Origin of the sequence: Micromonospora sp. NPDC023888, from assembly GCF_040639415.1 — a bacterium.
In the GTDB taxonomy this organism is placed as follows: Bacteria; Actinomycetota; Actinomycetes; order Mycobacteriales; family Micromonosporaceae; genus Micromonospora.
In genome coordinates, this window is record NZ_JBEZZW010000064.1 from 1 (window position 1) to 15,991 (window position 15,991).

The 15,991-nt window shown below is 68.0% G+C and carries 17 protein-coding genes and 4 tRNA genes; 2 read left to right on the forward strand and 19 right to left on the reverse strand.

Annotation, left to right across the window (positions count from 1 at the left end):
• Positions 1–86: 86 nt before the first annotated feature.
• The 16 genes from rplA to AB0F61_RS32915 all read right to left on the reverse strand — a co-directional run bounded on the left by rplA (position 87) and on the right by AB0F61_RS32915 (position 12,851).
• Positions 87–803 (reverse strand): 50S ribosomal protein L1, encoded by a 717-nt coding sequence (gene rplA / locus AB0F61_RS32840; RefSeq protein ID WP_357817890.1) that lies wholly within the window; start codon positions 801–803, stop codon positions 87–89.
• Between the two features lie 78 nt (positions 804–881).
• Complete coding sequence (gene rplK, locus AB0F61_RS32845; RefSeq protein ID WP_088950247.1) at positions 882–1,313, reverse strand: 50S ribosomal protein L11; 432 nt, start codon at positions 1,311–1,313, stop codon at positions 882–884.
• 187 nt (positions 1,314–1,500) lie between these two features.
• Entirely contained in the window at positions 1,501–2,223 is a 723-nt protein-coding gene (nusG, locus tag AB0F61_RS32850) for a transcription termination/antitermination protein NusG (protein ID WP_357817894.1), read from the reverse strand.
• Positions 2,224–2,261: 38 nt separating this feature from the next.
• A complete protein-coding gene (gene secE, locus AB0F61_RS32855; RefSeq protein ID WP_357817897.1) occupies positions 2,262–2,654 on the reverse strand; it encodes a preprotein translocase subunit SecE in 393 nt (130 codons plus the stop codon).
• Positions 2,655–2,868: 214 nt separating this feature from the next.
• A tRNA-Trp gene (locus tag AB0F61_RS32860) sits at positions 2,869–2,941 on the reverse strand.
• Positions 2,942–3,070: 129 nt separating this feature from the next.
• Positions 3,071–3,463, reverse strand: a complete 393-nt coding sequence (locus AB0F61_RS32865; RefSeq protein ID WP_357817900.1) for a MaoC family dehydratase — start codon at positions 3,461–3,463, stop codon at positions 3,071–3,073.
• 1 nt (position 3,464) lies between these two features.
• Complete coding sequence (locus AB0F61_RS32870; protein WP_357817903.1) at positions 3,465–3,911, reverse strand: MaoC family dehydratase N-terminal domain-containing protein; 447 nt, start codon at positions 3,909–3,911, stop codon at positions 3,465–3,467.
• Between the two features lie 126 nt (positions 3,912–4,037).
• On the reverse strand, positions 4,038–4,205 hold the full coding sequence (gene rpmG, locus AB0F61_RS32875; RefSeq protein WP_007073056.1) for a 50S ribosomal protein L33: 168 nt from the start codon (positions 4,203–4,205) through the stop codon (positions 4,038–4,040).
• Positions 4,206–4,338: 133 nt separating this feature from the next.
• A tRNA-Met gene (locus AB0F61_RS32880) sits at positions 4,339–4,411 on the reverse strand.
• A gap of 24 nt (positions 4,412–4,435) precedes the next feature.
• A tRNA-Thr gene (locus tag AB0F61_RS32885) sits at positions 4,436–4,508 on the reverse strand.
• Between the two features lie 93 nt (positions 4,509–4,601).
• Positions 4,602–7,127: a bifunctional diguanylate cyclase/phosphodiesterase gene (locus tag AB0F61_RS32890; RefSeq protein WP_357817906.1), complete on the reverse strand. Its 2,526-nt coding sequence runs from the start codon at positions 7,125–7,127 to the stop codon at positions 4,602–4,604.
• Positions 7,128–7,168: 41 nt separating this feature from the next.
• Positions 7,169–7,327: a hypothetical protein gene (locus tag AB0F61_RS32895; RefSeq protein ID WP_357817908.1), complete on the reverse strand. Its 159-nt coding sequence runs from the start codon at positions 7,325–7,327 to the stop codon at positions 7,169–7,171.
• A gap of 486 nt (positions 7,328–7,813) precedes the next feature.
• Complete coding sequence (locus AB0F61_RS32900; RefSeq protein WP_357817911.1) at positions 7,814–8,527, reverse strand: DUF6518 family protein; 714 nt, start codon at positions 8,525–8,527, stop codon at positions 7,814–7,816.
• Positions 8,528–8,664: 137 nt separating this feature from the next.
• Positions 8,665–10,017 carry a pentapeptide repeat-containing protein gene (locus AB0F61_RS32905; protein ID WP_357817913.1) on the reverse strand — a complete coding sequence of 451 codons (1,353 nt, stop codon included), beginning with the start codon at positions 10,015–10,017 and terminating at the stop codon, positions 8,665–8,667.
• 90 nt (positions 10,018–10,107) lie between these two features.
• Positions 10,108–10,302 (reverse strand): hypothetical protein, encoded by a 195-nt coding sequence (locus AB0F61_RS32910; RefSeq protein WP_357817916.1) that lies wholly within the window; start codon positions 10,300–10,302, stop codon positions 10,108–10,110.
• Between the two features lie 1,016 nt (positions 10,303–11,318).
• Positions 11,319–12,851, reverse strand: a complete 1,533-nt coding sequence (locus tag AB0F61_RS32915; RefSeq protein WP_357817918.1) for an FAD-binding oxidoreductase — start codon at positions 12,849–12,851, stop codon at positions 11,319–11,321.
• Between the two features lie 880 nt (positions 12,852–13,731).
• Here AB0F61_RS32915 and AB0F61_RS32920 point away from each other — a divergent pair.
• Positions 13,732–13,953 (forward strand): hypothetical protein, encoded by a 222-nt coding sequence (locus tag AB0F61_RS32920; RefSeq protein WP_357817921.1) that lies wholly within the window; start codon positions 13,732–13,734, stop codon positions 13,951–13,953.
• Positions 13,954–14,129: 176 nt separating this feature from the next.
• Here the strand turns inward: AB0F61_RS32920 and AB0F61_RS32925 are convergent.
• Positions 14,130–14,213, reverse strand: a tRNA-Tyr gene (locus tag AB0F61_RS32925).
• A gap of 147 nt (positions 14,214–14,360) precedes the next feature.
• Between AB0F61_RS32925 and AB0F61_RS32930 the strand changes: the two genes are divergently transcribed.
• Entirely contained in the window at positions 14,361–14,855 is a 495-nt protein-coding gene (locus AB0F61_RS32930; RefSeq protein ID WP_357817923.1) for a YajQ family cyclic di-GMP-binding protein, read from the forward strand.
• 36 nt (positions 14,856–14,891) lie between these two features.
• Here the strand turns inward: AB0F61_RS32930 and AB0F61_RS32935 are convergent, their stop codons facing one another.
• Together AB0F61_RS32935 and AB0F61_RS32940 are read right to left on the reverse strand one after the other, a co-directional pair.
• Positions 14,892–15,602 (reverse strand): cation transporter, encoded by a 711-nt coding sequence (locus tag AB0F61_RS32935; RefSeq protein WP_357817926.1) that lies wholly within the window; start codon positions 15,600–15,602, stop codon positions 14,892–14,894.
• A complete protein-coding gene (locus AB0F61_RS32940) occupies positions 15,602–15,937 on the reverse strand; it encodes a metalloregulator ArsR/SmtB family transcription factor (protein WP_357817951.1) in 336 nt (111 codons plus the stop codon). Before AB0F61_RS32940 ends, AB0F61_RS32935 begins: the two co-directional genes overlap by 1 nt.
• Positions 15,938–15,991 lie beyond the last annotated feature (54 nt).

Sequence of the window (15,991 nt, forward strand, 5' to 3'; positions counted from 1 at the left end):
GCTGTTCTACGTGACGGTTGACGACGCCTGGCGGCCCAACCGGGTCTGGCGGCACACCGTCGGCTCCGCCGCCGCCGACGACGTGCTCAGGCCTCGGCGGCGTCTCCGGTGAGGTTCTTCACCAGGTTCGGGTCGACCGGAACACCCGGGCCCATCGTGGAGGTCACGATGACCTTGCGGAGGTACTTGCCCTTGGCCGCGGACGGCTTTGCACGCAGCACCTCGTCGAGCACCGCAGCGTAGTTCTCCACCAGCTGGCTCTCCGTGAAGGAGGCCTTGCCGATGATCAGGTGCAGGTTGGAGTGCTTGTCCACCCGGAAGGTGATCTTGCCGCCCTTGATGTCCTGCACCGCCTTGGTGACGTCCATGGTCACCGTGCCGGTCTTCGGGTTCGGCATGAGACCGCGCGGGCCCAGGATCCGCGCGATCCGGCCGATCTTGGCCATCTGGTCCGGCGTGGCGATCGCCGCGTCGAAGTCGAGCCAACCACCCTGGATCCGGGCGACCAGCTCGTCGGTGCCCACCTCGTCCGCACCCGCGGCGGTGGCCTCGTCGGCCTTCGCGCCACCGGCGAACACGATCACGCGGGCGGTCTTACCGGTGCCGTGCGGCAGGTTGACCGTGCCGCGGACCATCTGGTCCGCCTTGCGGGGGTCGACGCCGAGGCGCATGGCGACCTCGACCGTGGCGTCGAACTTGACGTTGGTGGTCTCCTTGGCCAGCTTCACGGCCTCGGCGGGGGTGTAGAGCTTGGACCGGTCGATGACATCGGCGGCCTTGCGGTAGCTCTTGCTGCGCTGCATTGCTTATTACTCCTGTGGTCTCTGGCGGGCCGCTCGGCGCGGGCCCTCCCACGGTCGGGTCGACGGCCTGGGCCGACGTCAGTCGTTGACGGTGATGCCCATCGACCGGGCGGTGCCGGCGATGATCTTCTCGGCCTGGGCCAGGTCGTTGGCGTTGAGGTCGGCCATCTTCTTCTCGGCGATCTCACGCAGCTGGGCGCGGCTGACCGAGCCGACCTTCTCGGACTGCGGAACACCCGAACCCTTCTGCACACCGGCGGCCTTGATCAGCAGCCGGGCGGCGGGCGGGGTCTTCAGCACGAACGTGAAGGACCGGTCCTCGTACACGCTGATCTCGGCGGGGACGATGTCGCCCCGCTGGGACTCGGTCTGCGAGTTGTAGGACTTGCAGAACTCCATGATGTTCACGCCGTGCTGGCCGAGCGCGGGGCCGACCGGCGGCGCCGGCGTGGCCTGGCCCGCCGGCAACTGAAGCGTGAACGTCTTGACGAGCTTCTTCTTCGGAGGCATGTCACTTCCTGGGGCTTGGAGCTGGGAAAATGCGGCTGTCGCCGCTCTCGGAGCGCGCACGGTCAGCGCGGTGCGACAGCGGCGACATTCAAGAGTAGCGCAGGCCGCAGCCCACTCGTCCGCCGAGGTCGAGCGGGAGGGCGTACGCCGACGTCGGCGGCGGGTCGGACCCGCCGCCGACGACCAGTCAGATCTTGGCGACCTGGTTGAAGTTGAGCTCCACCGGCGTCTCGCGGCCGAAGATCGACACCAGCACCTTGAGCTTCTGCTGGTCGGCGTTGATCTCGCTGATCGTGGCCGGCAGCGACGCGAACGCGCCGTCGGTGACGGTGACCGAGTCGCCCACCTCGAAGTCGAGGACCTTGATCTCCGGCTTCGACTTCTTCTGCTCGGTCTCGACGGCCGGCGCCAGCCACTTCAGCACCTCGTCGAGGGAGAGCGGGGCGGGCCGGTCGGCCCGGTCGGTCGCGCCGACGAAGCCGGTCACGCCCGGGGTGTTCCGCACACACGAGTAGGACTCGGCGGTCAGCTCCATCCGAACCAGGATGTAACCCGGGAAGACCTTGGCCTGGATCTGAGAACGCTTACCGTTCTTGACCTCGACCTCTTCCCGGGTCGGCACCTCGACCTGGTAGATGAAGTCCTCCATGTCGAGGCTCGTGATCCGGGTCTCGAGGTTGGTCTTGACCTTGTTCTCGTAGCCGGCGTACGAGTGCACGACGTACCAGTCACCCGGCGCGTAGCGCAGCTTCTGCCTCAGCTCGGCGACCGGGTCGAACTCCTCGTCCGGCTCGGGCTCAGTCATGGGGAAATCCGGCTCGCTGGCGGCCTCAACCGACTCGTCACCAGCCGCCGTCGCGACCGTGGACTGCTCGTCCACGGGTCCGGCGGTCTCGTCGTACTCAGGCACGCTCGCTCACTTCCGTCACTATGGCTGGAGACAGCCGGTCAGTCCGAGTTGCCGAAGACAAACAACACGACCTTGGCGAAGCCGTAGTCCAGCACGCCGACGATCGTCAGCATCACCGCGACGAACGTCACCACCACGGCGGTGTAGGTCAGCAACTCCTTGCGGGTCGGCCAGATGACCTTACGCAGTTCGGCAACGACCTCGCGGAAGAACCGGGCGATGCGGCCGAACACGCCCACCCGACCCGTTTCCGACCGGGTGGTCGGCCGGCTGTCCGCCGACTCCGCCCGGGCACGGGACCGCGTCGCGGTGCCTCCCCGGGAAACCGGCTCGTCCGCGCTGGAGGCGTCGTCGTCGGCGACCTCGTCGACGACCTCGTCGTCCAGACGATCGTCGCCGGCGTCCTCGCCGCGCCGCTTGTTGTCGGCCACTTCGCCCTCCGTCGCGGAATCTCGGGTCGCACGCCGAGTGGCGTACGCGGCGCTGGTCACGCCGGCCGGACCCAACCGTCCCGCGACGGGCCGCGGCCGGTGGATCATCCGGAGGGCCCCGATTGCCTCGGAACCACCCCGCCGATGCCACCACCACGGGCCGGACGCCGCCAAGCTGGCGGCGCGACCCACGGGAACGGTCAGGCCTGAGGCGCAGGGGTGACAGGACTTGAACCTGCAGCCTGCGGTTTTGGAGACCGCTGCTCTGCCAATTGAGCTACACCCCTGTGCGGCAACACTCGCCCCACGCGGTCACAGACGACCGAGCAGGGGTCACTTGCCCCACGGCGGACCAGTGTACGGGTAGCCGCCCGACTTTCCCAACCGGTCTCTCCGCCTCGCGTGGCGGGGCTGCTTCAGCTCGTCGTCCGGATGGTCGCGCGGGCCTGCGAGAGCACCTTCTCGCCCCCGCAGGTCGCGGTCACGTCGAGTCGGGTGAGCCCGTCCCCGGTCACCTCACGGACCCGCGCGGTGACCTCGATCTCGGTCCCCCGGTCGTCGTCCGGGACCACCACCGGCCGGGTGAACCGCACGCCGTACTCGACCACCGCGTCCGGCGACCCGGCCCACTCGGTGATCGCCCGGCCGACAAGCGCCATGGTGAACATGCCATGGGCGATCACCCCGGGCAGACCCACGCCGGTGGCGAACCGGTCGCTCCAGTGGATCGGGTTGAAGTCACCCGACGCGCCGGCGTAGCGGACCAGGTCCCCCCGGGTCACCTGGAACGTCTTGGCTGACAACTCCATCTCAGGCCTCCCCGCGTACGACGATCTTCGACCAGACGGCGACGACCGGTTCCCCGGCGACGGTGCGCACGTCGGTGCGCGTGGTCAGGAAGCCGTGCCCGCCCCTGGTGCTGACGTCCTCGATGGTGTTGACACAGACCAGCTCGTCGCCGGCGACCACCGGCCGGGTGTACGCGAACCGCTGGTCACCGTGCACCACACGGCTGTAGTCCATACCCAGGGCCGGGTCCTCGACGATCTGGCGACTCGCGGCCATGGTGACGATCACCGGGAAGGTCGGCGGAGCCACCACGTCCGGGTGGCCGAGCGCCTGTGCGGCCTCCGGGTCGTGGTGGGCCGGGTCGGTGGCGCCGATGGCGGTGGCGAACTCGCGGATCTTTTCTCGGCCCACCTGGTAGGGGGCGGTCGGCGGATAGGTCCGGCCGACGAAGGAAGGGTCCAGGGACATGCCGCGAACCTACACGGAAAGCACAATCGCCGACCTGGCCGGCAGGGCTGCGGCTGAGCCGCACCACACCGGTCAGATCGGCGATCGGAAAGCTTGGACACCGGCCGGCACGAGGCCGGCCCGGAGTCAGCGGGTCTCGCGGTGGACCGTGTGCCGACCGTCGCGCGGGCAGAACTTCTTCAGCTCGATGCGGTCGGGGTCGTTGCGCCGGTTCTTGCGCGTGATGTAGTTGCGCTCCTTGCACTCCACACACGCCAAAGTGATCTTCGGCCGGACATCGGTAGCCTTCGCCACGGCGGAGTGCCTTCCTCGCTAACGGAAACAACTACGACGCGCCAGCCTAGACGCTGACAGCGCGGACATGCAAAGTGGGCGCCGGAAGCGCCCATTTCTTACGACCACCGGCAACGAGCCCGGAAGACGAGAGTAGCGGTGGCCGGACTTGAACCGGCGACACAGCGATTATGAGCCGCTTGCTCTACCATCTGAGCTACACCGCTGCGATGGGTCCAGCTGAACCCTCGAGCCCCCTTACGGAATCGAACCGTAGACCTTCTCCTTACCATGGAGACGCTCTGCCGACTGAGCTAAGGGGGCCTGCGCGATCTCCCCGTGGGGCGCGCAGAAGTAAGAGTACACGGCCCGGCTCGACAGGTGAAATCGGATCCCCGGTGATCGTCTACGCCCTGGTCAGGGCACGACGCGAAGGCGTGGCAACTCCCCGCTGACGATCGACTCCGGCTCGACCTGGGCGCCGAACCAGGCGGCCAGCCGCTCGTACGGCAGCGGCCGACTGAACAGGAAGCCCTGCCCGATCTCACAGCCGATGTCCTGGAGAAGCTCCAGGGTCAGCTCACTCTCCACGCCCTCGGCGACCACCGCCAGGCCGAACTGCTGGGAGAGGGTCACCACGGCGTTGACGATGGCCAGGTCCCCCGGGTCGGTCGCCATGCCCTGCACGAAGGAGCGGTCCACCTTCACCTCGTGCACCGGCAGCCGGCGCAGGTGCGCCAGCGACGAGTCGCCCGTGCCGAAGTCGTCCACCGACAGCCGCACACCCAGGTCACGCAGCCGGCGCAGAGTCGGGATGGGCCGGTCGGTGCCGTCCAACACCCCCGCCTCGGTGATCTCCAGGGTCAGTCGCTGCGCCGGCACCCCGTACTCGGTCAGCAACTCCTGGACCCGGTCCGGGAAGTGCTGGTCGGTGAGCGTACGGGCGGCGATGTTCACCGCGATCGGCAGCGGCTGATCGGCCAACGCCCAGTCCCGGCTGCGGCGCAGCCCCTCGCGGAGCACCACCTCGGTGAGCCGGCTCAACTGGCCGGTGTGCTCGGCCACCGCCACGAAGTCCTCGGGGGCGACAGTGCCGTGCGTCGGGTCCTCCCACCGGGCCAGGCACTCGACACCGACCAGCCGCCGATCCCGCAGCGTCACCTTGGGCTGGAAGTAGACCTCCAACTCGCCCTGGTCCAGTGCGCGGCGCAGATCGCCCGCCAGACCGAGCCGACGCAACGATCGGGACTCCAGCGCGGGGTTGAACAACTGCACGCTGCCCGGCACCGACTTGGCCGCCGTGGCGGCCAGGTCGACCCTGAGCAGCAGGGTCGCCGCGTCACTGCCGTGATCGGGGTGCACGGCCACCCCGACGGCGGTGTTCACGTCGAGGGTGAGCGCGTCGAAGACCATCTCGTCGCGGATCTGGTCGCGTAGCTGGGCGGCCAGCTCGAGCGCCGCCTCCGCGCTCTCCAACCGCAGGGTCACCAGGAACTCGTCCCCACCGGCCCGGCCGACCAGAGCCGACGACGGCGCGCTGGCCCGCAACCGGCTGGCGACCTCGGCGAGGACCTTGTCCCCGGCCGCGTGCCCGAGGGACTCGTTGACCTGGCGCAACCCGTCCACGTCGAAGAGCAGCAGTGCCACCACCTCGCCGGGGGCAGCGATGGTGAAGGACTCGGCGAGCGCGCCGGTGATCCGCCGGCGGTTGGGCAGCCGGGTCAGCGCGTCGTGGTACGCGTCGTGCCGGAGCCTGTCGACCAGCCGTGAATTCTCCAGGGCGACGGCGGCGTGCGCCGCCACGGTCTCGAAGATGGGGATGTCGGCCGGAGCGAAGTGGCCCACGTCGCTGAGCCGGTTGACGACCTCCAACGTGCCGATCACCGCCTGCCCCGAACGCAGCGGCACCGCGATGACGTCCTTGACCTTGGAGTCGGCGAGCGCGGACCGCAGCACCGGGTCACCGCCGAAGGCCCGGCCGAGAGCGACAGGCCGACCCGACTCACGAGTCTTCTCCCGGAACACCGGCGGCGTCGGGGCGACGTCGAGCAGACCCCGGTCGTCCAGGCGTGCGGTCAGCAGGACCTCGGGGTGCCGGCCCTGTGCCGGAAGCCACAGCGTGGCGTACTCAGCCTGCATGAGGGAACGAACCCGCCCGAGCAGCGCGTCCGTCAGGTTGCCGTCCTGACCCGCCTCGCTCATCGCCCGGGTCAGCTCGTACAGGTCGCCAAGGGTGCGGTGCTGCCGAATGAACTGCGAGTACGAGCGGTAGAGCATCACGCCGGCCACCGCCAGGGCCAGCAGAAGCAGACTCGACCAGAGCGTGGTCGCCAGGGCGATCAGGATGATCATCCCGACCGCGACGTTCAGCGCCGTGGTCAGCAGGACCTGGACGGCCGTACTCGTCGTCTCCCGGGTGCCCTGCCAACCCTGCAGGAGAGTGATCACGCCGACCACGGCGACCAGGCTGATCAGCGCGTTGGCGGCGACAGCGGCGAAGACCGCGCCCCAGGTGCTCGGCCCCACCCCCTCGTGCGGCGGCATGGCGGCCAACACCAGCCCGGCGACGGAGAAACCGGCCGCCGCGCGGGCCACGTTGAACCAGAACTTCGGCGGCGCGTAGCCGCGGTGCATCTGGGTGAAGAGCTCGGCCGCCGTGGCGACGACGACCATGAGCAGCGGCGACAGCCAGAACAGGGCGAGCACGAGCGGAATCTCGCTGAGGGTCACCACCACCGCTTGGCGGCGGACGACGAAACTGAGCGTTGGTATACCGGCAGCAGCCATCACCACCAGCAACACCACAGCAGTCGGCCAGTCCGCGAGGCGGATCGGCACCGTCAGCGCAAGAACCAGCGATCCCACCAGGGCGATCCCGGCGAGAGGAGCCGTGATCAGCCAGGCGTGCTCGGTCGTACGACGTCGGACAGCCTTAGGTGACACCGCACCGCCCTGTCATTCGTCACGTCGCCGCCGCGCCGGGATCACCGAGCGACGACTGACTGCGCTCCACTCGCGGGGGCGCCCCACTCGATGCTCGTGGACTGGAAGTCGCCGCCGAATTGGGCGCCTAGGAGACCAACGGCCAGCGCGGCGAGGACGATCGACGCCATGCGCAGCCGGCCAAACTTTCGACCAGACATTTGGAACTCCTGTCGGCAGGGGGGCTGTGCGGGGATGGAGATTCCACGATGGTGCCACAGCGACGTCCGCCAGGAAAGTTCCCCACCCGCGATCAGGCCAACCGACCCGCGAGCCGACCCGCTCGGCCGGCCAGGCACATCGTCCGGCCAGACCATCTGCTGATCAACCCACGTTGGTATGCCAAAGAAACGACCTAGCAGGGGAAAGCGCACCTACTAGACGTAACAGTTGAATTGAACTGTGCGCCCCTCCGTCCCGGCTACGCACACTACTCGCCGCTACCTCGCCGCAACAGGTCACTGTCATCTATCTGGTGACCGCGTCCGGCGCGCCGATCGTCCTGGCGCTGATCCACTCCGGTCCGGGTTCCGGACCTACGCAGCGGACGGACCGCGGCCCACAGCTCCGCCCGTCTGGTGAACTCAGCGACAGAGCAGCCCATCACCTGCCTACGGGCGGAGCTCTGCCCCGATGCCCGTTCACGGCTACAGCGTCGTCCGAACCGACTCGACGAGATGCCAACCCGCGATGCTCGCCACCGTCGACAGCGCGGCAGCCATCAGAAAGGCCCACAGTGAGACTGGTGGTCGGCGGAGCCTCAACGCAACGAGCGCGGCAGCCACCGCAAGGAGGAGCTGCGCCGCCGCCGTTCCCAACCTCGTCCAGACGAAGAGGTCCATGGGACCGACCCAGACGAACGCGACGTAGAGGATGACGTAGGCCGCCTCCCCGGCGAGCAGCCCGAACGCTACGCCGAGAGCGATGGCCGCATTGCTCGTGGTGCTTGCCCTGAAGACATGGGCGAGGTGGCCGAGCACCAATCCGCCAAGCATCGAACCAACCAGCCAGAAGGCCGACGCGCGCATGATGGAGCCGAGCCCGTCTGGTGGTGGCGCCGAACCGCTAAGCCACTGCCGGCTCAGTGAGGCGATGAGGCCGTAGTAGGTCAGGGTCGCCACGGCGAGTGTGCAGACCCCACCGACCAGAGCTGACCTCAAGGTCGCGGCGTAGTAGCTCACGGCGAGGGCTACCACGCCCCAGGCGACTCCCGAGCTGAAGGTCGGCACGAGGAACCGGCCAACAGCTTCCGGCACTAGGTCGGCGGTGAAGGCCGCCATTCCCAGGGCGACTCCCACGAGGACCGGGGGAAGCACCTCATGCCGCACCGGCCGTCTGCCGAGGGCCTTCGGCTCCGTCACTCGGGCACCGCCGGACAGTCGAGGTTCACTCTTACGCTCTCATCCACGCTGCCTGCGCCATCTCGCCGTCCCCCGATGCTCCCGCGTCCCCGAGAGGCTCAGTCAGCCGCCCACCATCGGCCCACGCGAGCAGGCTTTCACTCTCGCGGCAGGATCAGACCGTCCGGGTGCTGCCCGAGGAGCCCATCCTCGAATCTAGGCGGGACCTGGAACCTCGCCGTACGAAAGGACACGTTCCCACCACAGAACGTCGCCCCGTCAAAGGACACGTCCCCGCCACTGAACGTCGCCTCGCCGAAGAACACCTCCCCACCACTGAAGGCCGCGCCTTCGAAGCACACCCACCCGCCACCGAACCTCGCCCTGTCGAACAAAACCCGCCCGCCACCGAACCTCGCCCTGTCGAAGAACACCCGCCCGCCACCGAACGTCGCCCCGCCGAAGAACACGTCCCCGCCACTGAACGCCACATCGTCGAAGGACACGTCCCCGCCACTGAACACCGCTCCAATGAAGGACACGCCCCCGCCGCTGAACCTCGCCCCGCCGAAGAACACGTCCCCGCCACTGAACGTCGCAGCCTCGAAGGACACGTCCCCGCCAGCGAACGCCGCCCCGCCGAAGGAGACTTTCCCGCCAGCGAACGCCGCCCCACCGAAGGACACGCTCCCACCACTGAACGTTGCGCTGTCGAAGGACACCTGCCCGCCGCTGAACCTCGCCCCCGAGAGGTCCCCGCCGTCAAAGACGGCGCCGGTGAAGTCGAAGTCATAGCCGCACCATGAGGCCCCGTCGTCTTCGCCAAGACGTAAGTGCCTACCGACGAGGCGGATAACGGTTTGGCGCACCTCACGCTCTTCGCGGGCGGACCGGGCCGAGTCCGCGTCCACAATCGGCACTTGGTCGTCGGCCTGTGCCTGCGCTTCGTCCGAAACATCCGGCGGCGGGGTGTAGGGCATGCGGAGGTAGGCGCAGAGGACGTCGATGCAGGTCTGTCGTCCTTCCCGCCAGTCATCGGCAAGACCGGCCATGGCGTAGACGCCTGCCAGGCGTACGGCTGCCTTCTCCGACCCGAGCTGCTCGGATGCCTTGGCGAAGCGTTCGTTGAACAACCGGACACCGTTGCGGTCAGTCTCGACCTTTGCCCGTTCGTCGGCCGCCTCAGCGAGAGCCTTGGTGACTTCGGCACGCAGATCAGCAGCGTGCGCCAGTTGGTGAGCGAATTCCGCCAGCGCGTTCGTGTGCTCCGCTACCCGCTGCCGACGGTAGGCGACCACCAGGGCGGCGACCCCGCCGATGCCCGCCACAACAGCGAAGACGAGCTTCAAAAGGTCGAACAGCGTGGCTGCCGTGACGGTGGCGCCCCGCTCAAGGCCAGGCCAACCGGCGAAGGCGAGCGCCGCAGCAATCAGGCCCCCAACCACTAGCAGCGCAGCCATAACAGCCGCCATGATCGATCGACGAATGCCCCACAGGCGCAGCTCTGGCACGCGACTGTCACTGGCTGGGATCGAACCGACCGTGACGCGGACCTCGGACCGGGTTGAGTCGTGCGGTGCGGGCAACTCCACACCCTCCTTCTAGCGCACCTCGTCCACAACAGCACTCCGCAGAACGCTGGCCAGGCCAGCAGCAACGTCGTCGCTGATCTTGTCGTTCATGGTGTCGTTCCCGCCGTCGATGCAGTTGCGGAGCAGCACGGCGACGCCGTGGCCCAGACGGCGGGCAACCTCGGTGGGCGGGACGCCAGCATTCAGCCAGAGCGAGGCCGCCACAGGTCGAAGAGCCGGCGGACGAGCGGTGAGGCAACCTGCGCTTCGGTCAGCGCCTTCTCGCGGGCGAGCTTCCACCATCGGTCGTAGACCGACTCGGAGAGTGGCCCACCGTGCAGGCCGCCGAAGAACCGGCCGTCCGGACCGACCCCGTGATTCTCGACGTGCGCGCACAGCAGCTCGACGAGCCGGGGCGGGGTCGGGACCGTACGAGTCTCAGCCCTCCCCCGGTGCTTGAGTCCGCACCGCTCTTGGGAGCCGCCATCATCGGACCAGTGCGACCCGGCGCGGCGAGATGCCGGCGAGCACCAGGCGGCCCAGCATTCCCGCGAGCGTCAGCATCCGCGGCCTCAGCCACAAGATCGACCTGCCTACAACCAGTCGTCAACGCTGGATTCAGCCGGACCCAACTAGACGAAACGACAACGGCCCCCGATCAGCATCTCTGCTGGTCAGGGGCCGTGTCTGCACCTGGTGGCGGGTAGAGGATTCGAACCTCTGAAGCTTTCGCGACGGACTTACAGGGCGTCCGTGATCTTGCCCCGATCAGCGGCGTTGACCTGCTGTTTTCTCTGCATTGGCCGCAGCGCTCGCGTACGAGCGCCCACCATTTGCCCACGCCCCGACGCTGCCCACCTGCCGTCACGATTGACCGTCTCGAAGGAGGTGCTCGCACGGTCGTTCGCCACCAGGTGCCAGACGCTCCCCGCCACAGCGACGGGATAGGTGGCCTCTCTCGCCTGCCGGTCGGCGGTCTCGACCGACAGGCGCATCGACACAGGCTCACTCCCGAACGCAGTAGCGCAGTCGAGGCTCAGCCTGACTTCGACCCAGCCGGTACCGCCGGGACGTATCAACACGGACTTGCCGGTACCACGCACCAGAACGCCAGAAGCCGCTGTCCATCGGCGACGCGTACGCCTCACGGCAGGATCCACCGCAATTCGAGGGTGAGCCGTAGCGGTAGCGCCGGACATGATCAACGAAAGGATCATGTCCGGCGCCCGGCCAGTGTCCAATCAGGCGGCCGGCACTACGTTGTGGTTGAACCGGAACATGTTGGTCGGGTCGTAGGTCTTCTTGACGGCCGCCAGGCGCTCGTAGCGCTCCGGGCCGTAGATCGCGACGGCGTCGCCCGCCTCCTCCGGCGCGAGGTTGTTCACCACCCGCCGGTCGCCCCGCCAGGGCTCCATACCGTCGAACAGCTTGGCGACCGACTCCTTGAGCCGCTGCTCCTCCGACAGCGGACCGACTTCGACGCCCAGCAGGCTGTACGGCAGGCCCCTGGTCGCCACGGCGTTGGGCACCGCCGGCTCCCGGTCCCACGCCCCGCCGAGAGCACGCAGTTCGGCGATCCACAGGGTGGTTTCGGAATCCGGGCCGACGAGCTCGACCAGCTTGTCCTGCGCCTCCGTGGGGAACTCCCGCAGCATGATGCCCCGTTCGTAGTAAGGCAACGGGTCGGTCGGCTCGTTGTGGATCGCCGCGACCCCGGTGTACGGCATGTCCGCCACGGTGTCCAGGAGTACCGGAGCCGCCGCCCGCAGCGGCGCAATCATCCGTGCACCGTCCTCGACCGTACCGGTGTACGCGAACCGCAGAGACACCGTGAACGCCCCGCGTAAGGGTTCGGGAATTTCAGGCAACGGTGGCAGCCGCAGCACAGCGAACGACGAGACCATGGTCTCCGGCGTGCCCGGGAGCCAGGCGGCCCAGGCCCGCAGTACGTCCGCCATCCGCTCACCGGGGAAGTAGATGCCGCCGCCGTAGAGGCGGGGCACCGGGAACAAGTCGAATTCCAGCGAGGTGACCACGCCGAAGTTGCCCTTGCCGCCGCGCAGCGCCCAGAACAGTTCGGGTTCGGACTCCGCGTCGACATGCCGCAGCTTGCCATCCGCGGTCACCACGTCGAGCGAGCGCACATGGTCAGCGGCGTAGCCTTGAGAGCGGCCGAGGGTCGGGCTCAGACCGCCGCCCAGGGTGTAACCGACGATACCTACCGTGGGATTCGACCCGTTCAGTGCAGCCAACCCGGCCTCGGCGATCTTCGGGATAGCCTCGGACCACATCACTCCGGCGCCGACCCGGGCCGTGCGGCCGACCGCGTCGATGGTCACGTCATTCATCCGATGAGTCGAGAGCACGACGGCGCCGCGCGCCTGGCCGACCACCTGGTGGCCGGTGGCCTTCACCAGGACCGGCCGGTGCTGCTCAGCCGCGAAAGTGACAGCGGCCTGAACATCAGCGATATTTTCCGGCACCACGATCACCGCTGGCACCAGCTCGTGATTCAGGTTGAAGACGGCGCGTTCGTCGTCGTATCCCGAGTCGCCTGGCAGAAAGACCGAACCCGTCACCGCGGCCGCGAGGGGCGCGACATCCTCCGGTGATACGGGCGGCAGGGACGAATCACTGGAAGTCATAGAGATATACCTATTTCTGCGTAGATGCCCTCCGAAGCAGCGATACCTCGGACAGGCCCAGAAAAATCCGTCTGTTTCCAGAGTTACACCGCTTGGCCTGGCGCACCACGTGATCCAGCCAACAACCACTTAAATCCAAACCAGCTGGCCGCTCTGTTTCCACCCGCCGCAGCCGTGACCACTCGGGCCGTCGTACTGGTCTCTTCTCATCCCTGACGCGGCAACCGGGCTACGAGCGCCGTGGCGTAACCCACACTGATATAGAAGGCGGCATCCAACCCGTTCTCAGATGCTGGTATCGCGAGCAGTGTCGGCACGGCCGCGAGCAGCAGGCGGGCCGCTACGCGATTTCGCATCCCCATCGCCCAAACGGCGGCGATCAAGCCTGGACTCGCCAACCAAGCAAATATCGATAGGAAAGGTATCCCTCCCCAGGCAAACGACAGGGCCCCGGCGTTCTCACGTTTCGTCCGGTTACGTCATGAAACCGCTGATGTTGGGGGCAAGGTAGCAAGCGAGCACGACTTCTGCTGATCTTCGGTTTTACATTCGACCGACAAACACCTTCATCCGCGACTCGGCAAGGGCTAAGAATTGTCGCCGAGTGTTCTCGGTTGCTCTCGAGGTGGAGTCTTTGGCAGCAGTAGTCAGCAACGCTAAGGCGTCGGTCGGGTTGCGTTCATCCCCAGGGCGAAGCGCGTTCGCGGCACTGCCGGGTGCCGCACGCTGAGTCGTGACAATAATGAGCTTCGCCTCCGGCGCCGGGACGGTGAGCCACCGACAGCCGCCGGGACACCACCCCCGTCAAAGGCAGGACCGAGCCCCAGCGAGGCCGTAACGGAAGCCGACAGGGCTGGCCTGGTCGTGTGCTCCGGCTTCCGGCTGCCGCGCCAGTCCGACCCCGGGACTGGCTTGCCACCGTGTCACCGGGCCGCGGACGCAGCTCCACCACCAGGACATCCCCGGCATCACAAAGCTGCGGCGCCCGCGCCGGCAGAATGATGGCGTGATGACCGAGCCCGTCACCGCAGGCCGAGCGGCACTGGTGGACGACCTGGAAGGGCTGCCCGGCAGCTCTGACGGCTGTCGTCTTGCCCTGACGTTGGATGCGCCGGTCTTCCTTCGTACCGGCGACGTCTGGTGGGTTGAGGACGAGGTGCTGTACGTCCAACGCGGAGACGCTCCGGCCGTGGCGCATCCAGGGCGCCTCGAATGGCGCCGGAAGTGGTAGCACGCGTGGTGCCCCGGGCACCGAGGGCCACAAGACACGCCGTTCCCCGCTGATGACGGCGCAAGATCGATCTGCCCACAACCAGTCGTCAACGGCTGGACTCAGCCGGACCCGGCCAGATCAACGACAAAGGCCCCCGATCAGCATCTCTGCTGGTCAAGGGCCGTGTCTGCACCTGGTGGCGGGTAGAGGATTCGAACCTCTGAAGCTTTCGCGACGGATTTACAGTCCGCTCCCATTGGCCGCTCGGGCAACCCGCCAGGGCACCCCACCGCGTCGTAACGCGGCGGCGGAAGCAAGGATAGCGGCTCCCCCCGGTGCCGACGCAACCGGGTACGGTCAGGGGGTCGTGCCGCTGGTCGGCGGCCGACGGCAGGCCCAGACCGCCGGACAGCAGGAGCAGAAACATGGCAGCGAACCCGTCGTTTGACATTGTGAGCAAGGTTGACCGCCAGGAGGTCGACAACGCCCTCCGGCAGGCGGTGAAGGAGCTCGCGACTCGGTTCGACTTCCGCGGCACCGGGGCGGAGATCTCCTGGTCCGGCGAGGAGGCGATCGGCCTTCAGGCGGAGACCGAGGAGCGTGTTCGTGCCGCACTTGACGTCTTCAAGGAGAAGCTCGTCAAGCGGAACATCTCGCTGAAGGCGCTGGATGCCGGCGAGCCGCGCCCGTCCGGCAAGATTTTCAAGATCGACTGCAAGGTCGTCCAGGGCATCGAGGCGGACAAGGCCAAGGCCATCAGCAAGAAGATCCGCGAAGAGGGCCCCAAGGGCGTGCAGGCACAGATCCAGGGCGACCAGTTGCGCGTGACCGGCAAGAAGAGGGACGACCTCCAGGCCGTGATCGCGCTGCTCAAGGGCGAGGACTTCGGTGTCGCCCTCCAGTTCGACAACTACCGGTAGGCGGCGCCGACCGCAGGCACCTGCGGGACGGGCGGCTTACGGCCGCGCCTCGGTACAGCACGAGCAGCCGGGTCGGCACCCGCAGGGGTCCATGAGGGTCGGGCCGGGGGGCGCGGCGCAGCAGGCGTCACCGCGCCACGCCTCGCGGCCCTCTTTGACCGCGACCGCCGCGATGACCAGGGCGGCCAGCGGGTCGGCCCAGGACCATCCCAGGAGACTGTTGAGTCCGAGCCCGACCAGCAGCACGGCCGAGAGGTACGTGCAGAGCAGGGTCTGCTTGGAGTCGGCCACCGCGGACCGGGAGCCCAGTTCACGGCCGGCCCGACGTTGGGCGTGGGACAGCACCGGCATGATGAGCAGCGACAGCGCGGCCAGGGCGAGTCCGACGGTGGAGTGTTCGGCCTCTCTGTCGCCGAGCAGCGCGCGAGCCGACTCGACGGTTATGTAGGCGGCCAGGGCGAAGAACGACACCGCGATGATCCGCAGCGCGGTCTTTTCCCGTGCCTCCGGGTCTCGTCCGGCGAACTGCCACGCCACCGCGGCCGCCGAGGACACCTCGATCACCGAGTCCAGCCCGAAGCCGACCAGTGCCGTGGACGACGCCACCGCACCGGCGGTGATCGCGACTGCCGCCTCGACGACGTTGTACGTGATGGAGGCGGCCACCAGCAGTCGTACCCGTCGAGCAAGCATCTGTTGTTGTTGCGCCCCGTCGGGCGACCGCACCTGGGTCATCGGGTCACCCATCAGCAGCAGTCCTTGTCGTCCGCGGCCGCGCAGGAGGCCGGGTCGACGGTCAGGACCAGGCCGAGCAGGTCACCCAGGGCATGCGCCAAGCGCCGGTCGGTCAGCTCGTAGCGGGTGCGTCGCCCCTCGGGCACGGCCACCACGAGGCCACATCCGCGCAGGCAGGCCAGATGGTTGGAGAGGTTTTGTCGGCTGGTGCCCACCAGTTCGGCCAGCTCGGCCGGGTAGCCCGGGCCTTCGCGGAGCGCCAGCAGCAGCCGGGCGCGAATCGGATCGGACAGGGCGTGACCGAACCGGGCCAGCACCTGCCCGTGCGTCAGTGTCTCCACGACCAGACGATACACAAACCACTGTATTCAGCACAGCGTGTACTGCCAGCGCCATCGCTC